The sequence below is a fragment of the Citrobacter europaeus genome, assembly GCA_020099315.1.
Classification (GTDB): Bacteria; Pseudomonadota; Gammaproteobacteria; order Enterobacterales; family Enterobacteriaceae; genus Citrobacter; species Citrobacter europaeus.
Window position 1 is genome coordinate 1,596,672 of record CP083650.1, and the last position, 12,442, is coordinate 1,609,113.

The window sequence follows — 12,442 nt, forward strand, 5'->3', positions numbered from 1 at the left end:
ATTATGATGAATTGTCCTATGTGCGGGCAGGCCGCACATACCCGAAGCAGCTTCCAGGTTTCCAATGAAACTAAAGAACGCTACAACCAGTGCACTAACATCGAGTGCGGGCATACTTTCGTGACGCATGAGACTTTTGTGCGCTCAGTATGCCGACCTCAAAAAATCAGCGCAGCACCGCCTCATCCAAAAGGTATGCAGGAACAATTTGCTTACTAATACTGACCCGCCGCTGGCGGGTTTTTTACGTCTGATGCCGCCATAACAAAAACGCTGTCGCCACTTTGTCGCCACACATGAAGAAGAAGTTATCTAAGTGGTTGATTGGAAGGGGGCTGAATTTCAGGCAACAAAAAACCCATCAACCTTGAACCAAAACGGCGGGGTTGATGGGCTCCACAAATTGGGGACATCAAAGAAAAGCAGTGGCAATAGTTATGACTGACGCCTTGAAGAAAAGTTCTGCTTACCTGCAAAAAATTTTCGTTAAAGGGTAAATCTCAGCGCTAACCAAGGCCAGGCCAGACAATGACGATGAGTGTCCCCGCTAATGTCAGCAGAACGTTGGCAATCGCGTAGGTCCCGGCATAGCCTAATGCGGGGATGTTACTGCGAGCCGTGTCGCTGATGATTTCCATTGCCGGAGCGCAGGTACGCGCGCCCATCATGGCGCCAAACAGCAGGGCGCGGTTCATACGTAATACGTAAGCACCGAACAAGAAACAGATGACAACCGGCACCAGGCTGACCACCAGACCGGCAATCAGCATTTGACCACCGACAACGCCAAGGCCATTGCCAATGCCGCTGCCCGCGCTTAAACCGACGCCTGCCATAAATACCATCAGGCCAAACTCTTTGACCATGTTCAACGCCCCCTGCGGGATATAGCCAAACGTTGGGTGGTTGGCACGCAGGAAGCCCAGCATGATCCCGGCGAACAGCAGTCCAGCCGCATTCCCGATGCCGAAGCTGAAATTACTGAACTGGAAGGTGATCATCCCGATCATCAGACCGATGATAAAGAAGGCGCAGAAGGCCAGGAGATCGGTCACCTGACTGTGAATGGAAATGAAGCCGATACGGTCGGCAATGGTTTTCACGCGGCGGGCATCTCCACTGACCTGTAGCACATCACCTTTATTAAGCACGACGTTGTCATCGATAGGCATTTCAATCTGGCTACGGATCACGCGGTTGAGGAAACAGCCGTGGTCGGTCAATTTCAACTGGGCCAGGCGACGGCCAACGGCATTGTGGTTTTTCACCACAATTTCTTCAGTGACGATGCGCATATCGAGCAGATCGCGATCGAACACCTCTTTCCCATTACGGAAGCTGGGGTCGAGGCGGGCATGTGCGTCCGGATAACCCACCAGGGCTATTTCATCGCCCATTTGCAGTACCGCGTCGCCATCCGGGTTGGCCAGGATGCCGTTGCGACGGATGCGTTCAATATAACAACCGGTCTGGCGATAGATACCCAGTTCGCGCAGATTTTTGCCATCGGCCCATGCCACCAGCTCCGGACCAACGCGATAGGCGCGGATCACCGGCAGATACACTTTGCGGTTGGCGTCTGTGTCCAGACCCCGTTCACGTGCGATTTGTTGGGCGCTGGTTTGCAGGTCCTGATGCTGAAGTTTTGGCAAGTAACGCGCACCAACAATCAGACTGACCAGACCAATCAAATAGGTGAGGGCGTAGCCGAGGCTCAGGTTATCAAGGGCGGTTGAAAGCGATGTTCCCGACATTCCCGAATGGCGCAAGGTGTCACCTGCGCCGACCAGCACCGGCGTGGAGGTCATCGAGCCAGCCAGCATACCCGCCGTCAGGCCGATGTCCCAGCCAAATAGCTTACCCAGCCCCAGGGCGATCAGCATTGCGCTACCGACCATCACCAGAGCAAGCATTAGATAATTTTTCCCATCGCGAAAAAAAATCGAAAAAAAGTTGGGGCCGGCTTCGACGCCGACACAAAAAATAAACAGCATAAAGCCGAGATTTAATGCGTCAGTGTTAATACTAAAGTGCTGCTGACCTAATAATAGGGACACCACTAAAACGCCAATGGAATTACCGAGTTGGACTGAACCCAGGCGTAATTTACCCAGACACAGGCCCAGTGCCAGGACCACAAATAATAACAGGATGTAATTCCCATTTAACAAATCTGCGACGTTTATATTCACGGAGACTAACTTCTTGTTTACTAGTAAGCTATTGAAAGAAATGGCAATTTACGCTAATGTTTTTGCCAGAAATTAAGGGGGCGACAGCTTCGTACACAGCCCCGAATAATGCAGCGTAACAATATATGCGGCTAGTTTAATCTCATTACGTATCAACGGCTATAAGAATCGTGTGAGTGTGTTTTTGGCATGGAATGCCAGGTTACTTTATCTGACTGGACGCCTGCGGGCGAAAAGAGTGTTCGATAGAGAATGTGTCAGGAGGAACGATTGAAACATAAGCAAAGTTGGGCGGGTGCGGTCTGCTGCTTTGTGCTCTTTATTGTGGTGTGTCTTTCATTAACGCTGAACGTGAAAGGGGCATTCAGGGCGGCAGGGCATCCTGAGGTCGGATTGTTGTTTTTTATCCTGCCTGGTGCTGCAGCAAGTTTTTTCTCCCATCGTCGGGAGGTGCTCAAACCCCTTCTTGGTGCCATGTTGGCGGCGCCGTGCTGTCTGTTACTGATGCGGTTCGTTTTTATGCCGACGCGTTCATTGTGGCAAGAGCTGGCGTGGTTGTTTAGTGCGGTGTTTTGGTGCGCGCTTGGCGCATTATGTTTTTTGTTTATCAGTAGCCTGTTCAATCAGCATCAACGACGGAAAAAGAACTGATGACGCCCTCCAGCGGAGGGCGTAGAAACAGCTATCAGGCGAACAGATTCATGTTCTCTTTTGCCCACGCTTCAAAATCCGTGCAGCCGCCGATGTGTTTTTGATCAACAAAAATCTGCGGAACGGTTTCGACTGGCTTACCTACCGTCTTTTCCAGATCGGCTTTCGTAATACCTTCGGCATGGATATCAATGTAGCGGAAGTTAAAATCGTCATGCTCATTGCTTAATTTTTCTGCTAATTCTTTTGCGCGCACGCAATACGGGCACCCTGGACGACCAAAAATAACGGCAAACATCTCTCTCTCCTCGAACTTATCAGGCCGGATGGCAATACTGTTTATGATGCCGCGATTTGTGACGGATGAAAAGCAGGTTCAGCCTGTTGCTTTGATATCCTCAAGCTATAACTGTTAAACACGACAAGCCGGAACGTTTTATAATGAAAGCCATTTTGCCGGGAGGCCGCTTATGCGCACAATTGGTACATTACCCAAAAGCGTATTGATGCTGGAAATCATAGGGATGGTTTTGTTATCGCTGGCGTTGCTATCGCTTAACGATTACCTCTCTTTACCCGCGCCGCTTAGCAGTCCGTTAGCCTGCGTGGTGATGATATTTCTGGGTGTGCTGCTGATGCTCCCCGCTGCGGTGGTATTAACGTGGCGTATTGCTCAACGGCTTGCGCCGCAGCTGATGTCACGAGCCCCCGGCGATTCTTCCCGTTCAGACAGAGAAAAAAGAGATGACGCCAACCATTGATCTACTTCGTAGCCATCGTTCCATTCGCCATTTCACCGATGATACCATTTCGGATGCGCAGCGAGAGGCGATAATTGCCGCCGCTCAGGGTACATCAAGTTCCAGTTTTTTACAGTGCTCGACGATTGTTCGCATAACGGATAAAGCCCTGCGTGAATCACTGGCTACTTTATCCGGTGGACAAAAACATGTGGCGCAGGCCGCTGAATTCTGGGTATTTTGCGCTGATTTTAATCGCCATTTGCAGATTTGCCCTGACGCGCAACTCGGGTTGGCGGAACAACTGCTGCTGGGCGTGGTTGATACCGCGATGATGGCGCAAAACGCGCTAACAGCTGCAGAGTCTTTGGGGCTTGGCGGCGTGTTTATTGGCGGCCTGCGTAACAACATTGAGCCAGTCACCGAACTGCTGAAGCTTCCGCAACACGTTCTGCCGCTGTTTGGGCTGTGTCTCGGCTGGCCTGCCGATAACCCGGATATCAAGCCGCGTCTGCCCGCATCGCTTGTGGTGCACGAAAACCAGTATCAGCCGCTCAATAAAGAGGCTTTGTCGCAATATGATGAGCAGCTCGCGCAGTACTATCTGACCCGAGGCAGTAATACGCGCCGTGACACCTGGAGCGACCATATTCGCCGTACCATCATTAAAGAAAGTCGCCCCTTTATCCTGGAATATTTGCATAAACAGGGATGGGCCACGCGCTAAAGATTTTAACCCAGTGTATGATACGCCAGCTTTTACCAGGTCATTCAGAGAGGTGCAGGGTGAAAATTGCCATTTTATCCCGGGACGGAACGCTCTATTCTTGTAAACGCCTGCGTGAAGCGGCGATGCATCGCGGTCACCTGGTAGAAATTATCGATCCCCTTTCTTGCTATATGAACATTAGCCCGGCGGCGTCCTCTATTCATTACAAGGGCCGGCAGCTTCCCCATTTCGACGCGGTGATCCCAAGGATTGGTTCAGCGATTACCTTTTACGGTACGGCGGCGTTGCGCCAGTTTGAGATGCTGGGTAGCTATCCGCTGAATGAATCAGTAGCGATTACACGGGCGCGCGACAAGCTGCGTTCGCTGCAGTTGCTGGCGCGTCAGGGCATCGATTTACCCATCACCGGGATCGCCCACTCTCCGGACGATACCAGCGATATGATTGATATGGTTGGCGGCGCGCCGCTGGTGGTGAAGCTGGTTGAAGGCACGCAGGGGATTGGCGTGGTACTGGCGGAAACGCGCCAGGCCGCAGAAAGCGTGGTGGATGCCTTTCGTGGGTTGAATGCCCATATTCTGGTTCAGGAATATATCAAAGAAGCGAAAGGGCGAGATATTCGCTGTTTCGTGGTAGGTGACGAGGTGGTGGCGGCCATTGAGCGCCGGGCGAAAGAGGGCGATTTTCGTTCTAATCTCCATCGCGGCGGGGTTGCCACGATTGCGAACATTACGCCGCGCGAAAGAGAAATTGCGCTCAAAGCCGCTCAGACAATGGGCCTGGACGTTGCAGGCGTTGATATTCTGCGCGCTGAACGTGGGCCGCTGGTTATGGAAGTCAACGCGTCTCCCGGACTTGAAGGGGTGGAGAAAACCACCGGAATAGATATTGCAGGCAAGATGATCCAGTGGATCGAGCGTCACGCTACGCCTGAATTTTGCCTTAAAATCGGCGGCTAAGCACAATATCGATTTCGATCGTGGTATGACACGATCTTTTTGCGTAAGCTGTGCCGGTATTTTTTTCATCAATAGAGGTCGCACATTATTATGACATCACTGGTCGTTCCCACTCTGGATACGTTGCGTCAATGGCTCGACGACCTGGGCATGAGTTTTTTTGAATGCGATACCTGTCAGGCGCTGCATTTGCCGCATATGCAGAATTTTGACGGCATCTTTGATGCAAAAGTTGATTTGGTCGATAACGTCATTCTGTTTTCCGCGATGGCGGAAGTCAGACCTTCTGCACTGCTGCCACTGGCCGCCGACCTGTCTGCGATTAATGCCAGTTCACTGACGGTGAAAGCCTTTCTGGATATGCAGGATGATAATCTGCCAAAGCTGGTGGTTTGCCAGTCTTTATCCGTTACGCCAGGCGTGACGTTTGAGCAGTTTGAATATTTTGTTCGCCAGAGTGAAGAGCAAATATCGATGGTGATCCTCGAAGCCGGTGCGCATCAGCTGTTATTTAACGCTGAAGAAGATGCGCAAAACAGCAGCGCTGAAGTTCATTTCCTCCATTAATTCTTCCTGAATCTGGACATATATTGCGCAGCCGCTGCCAGAGCGGTTGCGTATTGCCCGTTTTTATTCTGCGTTTAACCTTTCATTAAAGAATTATTCACCTCGATTCAGCGCATTCCGCTTTATGTCATAGACAATTCTTGCATAAAAAATTGATAAAAGACGTTTTTTAATCTGGGCTATATCCACAATTCCTGGCTAAAGTTATTCTTGCGAAGCTTACCAACGCCATCATTTAAACAGCCCCTTGTGACCTGAGCTGCGGCCACAATGTATGTTGAATGCATAGGCGGATGCCAGCGAGCAATAGCGGCGTGAGGAGAGGCCTCTCTTTTCATTGGTGCCGCATGAAAGAATATGCACGTTTCTTGCATATGATTAGAGTGTGACATTTTTGTTCGTTTGTTAACGAACTTTCAGAAGGAAAGAGATTATGACCGCCTTAAATAAAAAATGGTTATCAGGCCTGGTTGCGGGCACTCTGATGGCTATCTCTGCCGGTACGCTCGCTGCTGAACAAAAAACGCTGCATATTTATAACTGGTCTGATTATATTGCCCCGGATACGGTGGCTAATTTTGAAAAAGAGACCGGAATTAAGGTTATCTATGACGTATTTGATTCCAATGAAGTGCTGGAAGGTAAGCTCATGGCTGGCAGTACCGGCTTTGACCTTGTTGTTCCATCCGCCAGTTTCCTTGAGCGTCAACTGACTGCAGGCGTCTTTCAGCCGCTGGATAAGAGCAAATTGCCGGGCTGGAAAAACCTCGATCCTGAACTGCTAAAGCTGGTGGGTAAACACGATCCGGACAACAAGTTTGCGATGCCGTACATGTGGGCCACGACCGGCATTGGCTATAACGTGGATAAAGTCAAAGCGGTGCTGGGGCCGGATGCGCCGGTTGATAGCTGGGATTTGATCCTCAAGCCAGAAAATCTGGAAAAACTCAAAAGCTGCGGCGTCTCTTTCCTTGATGCTCCCGAAGAGGTGTTCGCCACGGTGCTGAACTATTTGGGTAAAGACCCAAACAGTACCAAAGCGGATGATTACACCGGGCCGGCAACGGATCTGCTGCTAAAACTGCGTCCGAATATTCGCTATTTCCACTCCTCGCAGTACATCAACGACCTGGCAAACGGTGATACCTGCGTCGCGATCGGCTGGGCCGGGGACGTATGGCAGGCAGCAAACCGTGCGAAAGAAGCGAAAAATGGCGTCAATATCTCATTCTCCATTCCTAAAGAAGGTGCAATGGCGTTCTTTGACGTGTTCGCGATGCCAGCCGATGCGAAAAACAAAGATGAAGCCTATCAGTTCCTTAACTACCTGCTGCGCCCTGATGTGATTGCGCATATTTCCGACCACGTGTTCTATGCCAATGCCAACAAAGAAGCGACAGCACTGGTCAGCCAGGAAGTTCGTGACAACCCGGGCATTTACCCGCCTGCGGATGTTCGCGCCAAGCTGTTCACGCTGAAAGTTCAGGATCCGAAGATCGATCGTGTCCGTACTCGCGCCTGGACGAAGGTAAAAAGCGGAAAATAACCTGATGTACGGGACGTGACCCGGCAGGATTTACGCCTGCCGGGCAGTGCCGATCCCGGACACACAAAACCCGGCAATACGCACCACCGTGGTGCGTTATTTGCACCGTTTCTTTGTTTTATGCCGGAGAGCACCTGAGTGAATGATGCAACCCCACGCCCACAAGCGAAAATCCGCAAGGCGCTGACCCCGCTGCTTGAAATTCGCAATCTGACCAAGTCATTTGACGGTCAGCACGCCGTTGATGACGTCAATCTTACTATCTACAAAGGTGAAATATTTGCTCTGCTCGGCGCGTCCGGCTGTGGCAAATCGACCCTGCTGCGAATGCTGGCGGGATTTGAACAGCCGACAACCGGGCAAATTATGCTTGATGGCGTCGATTTAGCGCATGTTCCGCCTTATCTACGTCCGATTAATATGATGTTTCAATCCTATGCCTTGTTTCCGCATATGACGGTAGAGCAAAACATTGCCTTTGGCCTCAAGCAGGACAAACTGCCGAAGGCTGAAATCGCCAGCAGGGTGAATGAGATGCTGGGCCTGGTGCATATGCAGGAGTTTGCCAAACGTAAACCGCATCAGCTTTCTGGCGGTCAACGCCAGCGTGTGGCGTTGGCGCGTAGCCTGGCGAAAAGGCCGAAGCTGCTGCTGTTGGATGAACCGATGGGAGCGCTGGATAAAAAGCTCCGTGACCGCATGCAACTGGAAGTGGTGGATATTCTTGAACGCGTCGGCGTGACCTGCGTGATGGTGACGCACGATCAGGAAGAAGCCATGACGATGGCGGGGCGCATTGCGATCATGAACCGTGGCAAATTTGTCCAGATCGGCGAACCGGAAGAGATCTACGAGCATCCGACCACGCGTTACAGCGCAGAGTTTATCGGTTCGGTTAACGTCTTTGAGGGGCTGCTGAAAGAACGGCAGGAAGATGGTCTGGTTATTGAGTCTCCAGGTCTGGTGCATCCACTGAAAGTTGACGCCGATGCGTCTGTTGTCGATAACGTCCCGGTGTATGTTGCGCTGCGCCCGGAAAAAATTATGCTCTGCGAAGCTCCTCCGCCAGAGGGATATAACTTCGCGGTAGGCGAAGTGGTGCACATTGCCTACCTGGGCGATTTATCGGTGTACCACGTACGTTTGAAAAGCGGCCAGATGCTGAGCGCTCAGCTACAAAATGAACATCGTTATCGCAAAGGATTACCAACCTGGGGTGATGAAGTTCGTTTATGTTGGGATGCGGACAGTTGTGTGGTGTTGACGGTTTAAGGAGCGAAGATGAGTACACTTGAACCTCCGGCACGCGTAGATAAAGCGGGGCGATTCACGCTGTTTATGTCGCGGCTGCAAATGAAGCACGGGCGCAAGCTGGTGATCGCGCTGCCGTATGTGTGGCTATTGCTCCTGTTCCTGCTGCCGTTTCTGATCGTCTTCAAAATCAGTTTGGCTGAAATGGCGCGCGCTATTCCACCGTATACCGACCTCGTTTCATGGGCTGATGGTCAGCTCTCCATCACGCTCAACTTAGGAAATTTCCTGCAACTGACGGACGATCCGCTCTATTTTGATGCGTACCTGCAATCGTTGCAGGTGGCGGGAGTTTCGACTGTCTGTTGCCTGCTGCTGGGGTATCCGCTGGCATGGGCGGTCGCGCACAGCAAGCCCTCGACGCGCAATATTCTGTTGCTGCTGGTGATCCTGCCGTCCTGGACGTCGTTTTTGATTCGTGTTTACGCCTGGATGGGGATCCTGAAAAATAACGGCGTGTTGAACAACTTCCTGATGTGGCTGGGTGTTATCGACCAGCCGTTGACGATCCTGCATACCAATCTGGCGGTTTATATCGGTATTGTTTACGCCTATTTGCCCTTTATGGTGCTGCCGATTTATACCGCGCTGACGCGTATTGATTACTCGCTGGTGGAAGCGGCGCTTGATTTAGGCGCCCGACCGTTGAAAACCTTCTTTAGCGTGATCGTGCCGTTGACCAAGGGCGGGATTATCGCAGGGTCAATGCTGGTGTTTATTCCGGCTGTTGGGGAGTTTGTTATCCCGGAACTGCTGGGTGGCCCGGACAGCATTATGATTGGCCGTGTACTTTGGCAGGAGTTTTTCAATAACCGCGACTGGCCGGTGGCTTCTGCCGTCGCCATTATTATGTTGTTGCTACTGATTGTGCCGATCATGTGGTTCCACAAATATCAGCAAAAAAGCGTGGGGGAACACGGATGAATAACTTACCGGTCGTTCGCTCGCCGTGGCGTATTTTTATCCTGGTGCTGGGCTTTACCTTCCTGTACGCGCCGATGCTGATGTTGGTCATCTATTCGTTTAACAGCTCGAAGCTGGTGACGGTATGGGCGGGTTGGTCAACCCGTTGGTATGGTGAGCTTTTCCACGATAGCGCGATGATAAGCGCCGTCGGCATGAGCTTAACGATTGCCGCGGGCGCTGCAACGATGGCGGCAATCCTCGGTACCATAGCCGCCGTGGTCATGGTGCGCTTTGGTCGTTTTCGTGGTTCGAATGGTTTCGCCTTTATGATCACCGCGCCGCTGGTTATGCCAGATGTCATTACCGGTTTGTCGCTGCTGCTGCTGTTTGTGGCACTGGCGCACGCCATCGGCTGGCCTGCGGATCGCGGTATGTTGACCATCTGGCTGGCGCACGTCACCTTCTGCACGGCCTATGTCGCGGTGGTCATCTCTTCACGTTTGCGCGAACTGGATCACTCCATTGAAGAAGCGGCAATGGACCTTGGTGCCACGCCGCTGAAGGTCTTTTTCGTCATCACGCTGCCGATGATTATGCCGGCGGTGATCTCCGGGTGGCTGCTGGCCTTTACGCTGTCGCTCGATGACCTGGTTATTGCCAGCTTTGTCTCTGGTCCTGGCGCCACAACGTTACCGATGCTGGTGTTCTCCAGCGTACGTATGGGGGTTAATCCGGAGATCAACGCGCTGGCGACGCTGATACTTGGCGTGGTAGGAATTATCGGATTTATCGCGTGGTATCTGATGGCGCGAACAGAAAAACAACGGATTCGCGATATCCAACGTGCAAGACGTGGCTGAAAAAACTAAAATCTGCCAACCTGTCTATACGGCGCAGCTGTGGTGGCTGCGCCGTTTTCATGGAAGACGACGCGTTGGGATTTTTTAAGAAATCATCCACATCACATGCCCGCTTAAACGTCCCTGCTTTGGTGCAGGTGGCGGCGCTGGCTATTATTATGATCCGCTGTCTCGATCTGTTGATGATTTTTAATACGCTCGGGTTTCGCGGAACCAGCGAATTTATTCATCGCAGCGTACAGACCTGGAATTTGACGCTGGTGTTTCTGGGTAGCCTGGTGCTGCTGTTTGTCGAAATTTACTGCGCATTTTCGCTGGTCAAAGGACGAAACTGGGCGCGCTGGATCTATCTGCTGACCCAGATTATCGCTAGCGTCTATCTGTGGGCGGCTTCGTTGGGCTACGGATACCCGGAACTGTTCAGTATTGCGGGGGAGTCCAGGCGTGAAATCCTGCGTACGCTGGTGATGCAAAAATTGCCGGATATACTGGTGTTACTACTGCTGTTTGTTCCTGCGTCCAGCAGACGGTTCTTCCGTTTGCAATAACGTTAATACCCTAAATAATTCGAGTTACAGGAAGGCGGCAAGAGAATGAATCCCCAGGAGCTTACATAAGTAAGTGACTGGGGTGAGTGAGCACAGCCAACGCACCTGTAACTTGAAGTATGACGGGTATATAATCTTGGCCCCCTGTTAATTTGTAGGTTTTTGTATGCAGTGCGCACTTTATGACGCCGAACGCTGTCGCTCCTGTCAGTGGATAACACAGCCAGTCGCCGATCAACTCCTCTCAAAAACAGCCGATCTGCAGAATCTACTGGCTGATTATCCGGTCGGAGAATGGTGCGTGCCGGTCAGCGGCCCGGAAAGCGCTTTTCGTAATAAAGCCAAAATGGTGGTCAGCGGCAGCGTGGAAAAACCGCTGCTGGGGATGCTGCATCGTGACGGTACGCCGGAGGATTTGTGCGACTGTCCGCTCTATCCTGCGTCTTTTGCGCCCGTATTTGCCGCGCTCAAACCGTTTATCGCCCGTGCGGGGTTAACGCCCTATAACGTGGCGCGTAAACGCGGGGAGCTGAAGTATCTGCTGTTAACGGAAAGCCGGTTCGATGGCGGCATGATGCTGCGTTTTGTCCTGCGTTCCGAGGCAAAACTGGCCCAACTGCGCGCGGCGCTGCCATGGTTACAGGCACAGCTGCCGCAGTTAAAAGTGATCACCGCCAATATTCAGCCTGTGCATATGGCGATTATGGAAGGGGAGAGTGAAATCTTCCTGACGGAACGACAGGCGCTGGCGGAACGCTTTAACGATGTGCCGTTGTGGATCCGCCCGCAGAGCTTTTTCCAGACCAACCCGGTGGTGGCGGGGCATTTATATGCCACGGCGCGCGACTGGGTGCGTCAGCTTCCGGTTAATCATATGTGGGATCTGTTTTGCGGCGTCGGGGGCTTTGGTCTGCACTGCGCCACACCGCAGATGAAACTGACGGGGATTGAAATTGCACCAGAGGCGATTGCCTGTGCGAAACAGTCTGCGCAGGAGCTTGGGCTGCAGAATCTGCATTTTCAGGCGCTGGATTCGACCCAGTTTGCTACCGCCCAGGGCGAAGTGCCTGACCTGGTGCTGGTGAATCCGCCGCGTCGGGGGATTGGAAAGCCGCTGTGTGATTTTCTTTCCCGCATGGCGCCGCGTTTTATCGTTTATTCCAGCTGTAATGCCCAAACCATGGCGAAGGATATTCGCGAGTTGTCTGGATATCGCATTGAACGTGTCCAGCTTTTCGATATGTTTCCACACACCGCGCACTACGAAGTATTAACGCTTCTCAGCCGACAAAACTAACTTGCCTGATGGCGCTTCGCTTATCAGGCCTACAGGCTGTTCGTCATTAGTAGGTTTATTAAGCGAAGCGCCGTATCCGGCAAATGCAACATGCGAAAAAAAAGCCCGTACTTGCGTACGAGCTCTTCTTAAAAT

Annotated in this window: 14 protein-coding genes; 12 read left to right on the forward strand and 2 right to left on the reverse strand. The window is 51.9% G+C overall.

The window, feature by feature from the left end; translation table 11 throughout:
- Window positions 1–3 precede the first annotated feature (3 nt).
- Entirely contained in the window at window positions 4–219 is a 216-nt protein-coding gene (locus tag LA337_07480; protein ID UBI17527.1) for an ogr/Delta-like zinc finger family protein, read from the forward strand.
- 287 nt (window positions 220–506) lie between these two features.
- Here the strand turns inward: LA337_07480 and LA337_07485 are convergent, their stop codons facing one another.
- Window positions 507–2,192, reverse strand: a complete 1,686-nt coding sequence (locus tag LA337_07485) for an aspartate:alanine antiporter (protein ID UBI17528.1) — start codon at window positions 2,190–2,192, stop codon at window positions 507–509.
- 270 nt (window positions 2,193–2,462) lie between these two features.
- On the opposite strand from LA337_07485, the gene LA337_07490 reads away from it, so the two are divergent.
- Window positions 2,463–2,843 carry an inner membrane protein YbjM gene (locus LA337_07490; GenBank protein UBI17529.1) on the forward strand — a complete coding sequence of 127 codons (381 nt, stop codon included), beginning with the start codon at window positions 2,463–2,465 and terminating at the stop codon, window positions 2,841–2,843.
- A gap of 34 nt (window positions 2,844–2,877) precedes the next feature.
- Here the strand turns inward: LA337_07490 and LA337_07495 are convergent, their stop codons facing one another.
- Complete coding sequence (locus tag LA337_07495) at window positions 2,878–3,141, reverse strand: GrxA family glutaredoxin (protein ID UBI17530.1); 264 nt, start codon at window positions 3,139–3,141, stop codon at window positions 2,878–2,880.
- 172 nt (window positions 3,142–3,313) lie between these two features.
- On the opposite strand from LA337_07495, the gene LA337_07500 reads away from it, so the two are divergent.
- The 10 genes from LA337_07500 to rlmC all read left to right on the forward strand — a co-directional run bounded on the left by LA337_07500 (window position 3,314) and on the right by rlmC (window position 12,307).
- Entirely contained in the window at window positions 3,314–3,604 is a 291-nt protein-coding gene (locus LA337_07500; GenBank protein ID UBI17531.1) for a YbjC family protein, read from the forward strand.
- Entirely contained in the window at window positions 3,588–4,310 is a 723-nt protein-coding gene (gene nfsA / locus LA337_07505) for a nitroreductase NfsA (protein UBI17532.1), read from the forward strand. Before LA337_07500 ends, nfsA begins: the two co-directional genes overlap by 17 nt.
- A 59-nt stretch (window positions 4,311–4,369) precedes the next feature.
- Complete coding sequence (rimK, locus tag LA337_07510) at window positions 4,370–5,272, forward strand: 30S ribosomal protein S6--L-glutamate ligase (protein UBI17533.1); 903 nt, start codon at window positions 4,370–4,372, stop codon at window positions 5,270–5,272.
- A gap of 90 nt (window positions 5,273–5,362) precedes the next feature.
- Window positions 5,363–5,839, forward strand: coding sequence for a YbjN domain-containing protein (locus LA337_07515; protein UBI17534.1), 477 nt, complete (start codon window positions 5,363–5,365; stop codon window positions 5,837–5,839).
- Window positions 5,840–6,272: 433 nt separating this feature from the next.
- Window positions 6,273–7,385, forward strand: a complete 1,113-nt coding sequence (gene potF / locus LA337_07520; protein ID UBI17535.1) for a spermidine/putrescine ABC transporter substrate-binding protein PotF — start codon at window positions 6,273–6,275, stop codon at window positions 7,383–7,385.
- Between the two features lie 138 nt (window positions 7,386–7,523).
- Window positions 7,524–8,657, forward strand: coding sequence for a putrescine ABC transporter ATP-binding subunit PotG (potG, locus tag LA337_07525; GenBank protein UBI17536.1), 1,134 nt, complete (start codon window positions 7,524–7,526; stop codon window positions 8,655–8,657).
- 9 nt (window positions 8,658–8,666) lie between these two features.
- Window positions 8,667–9,620, forward strand: a complete 954-nt coding sequence (potH, locus tag LA337_07530) for a putrescine ABC transporter permease PotH (GenBank protein UBI17537.1) — start codon at window positions 8,667–8,669, stop codon at window positions 9,618–9,620.
- Window positions 9,617–10,462, forward strand: coding sequence for a putrescine ABC transporter permease PotI (gene potI / locus LA337_07535; protein ID UBI17538.1), 846 nt, complete (start codon window positions 9,617–9,619; stop codon window positions 10,460–10,462). The genes potH and potI overlap by 4 nt, the downstream gene beginning before the upstream one ends.
- A gap of 59 nt (window positions 10,463–10,521) precedes the next feature.
- Window positions 10,522–11,010 (forward strand): YbjO family protein, encoded by a 489-nt coding sequence (locus LA337_07540; GenBank protein ID UBI17539.1) that lies wholly within the window; start codon window positions 10,522–10,524, stop codon window positions 11,008–11,010.
- 166 nt (window positions 11,011–11,176) lie between these two features.
- On the forward strand, window positions 11,177–12,307 hold the full coding sequence (rlmC, locus tag LA337_07545; protein UBI17540.1) for a 23S rRNA (uracil(747)-C(5))-methyltransferase RlmC: 1,131 nt from the start codon (window positions 11,177–11,179) through the stop codon (window positions 12,305–12,307).
- Window positions 12,308–12,442 lie beyond the last annotated feature (135 nt).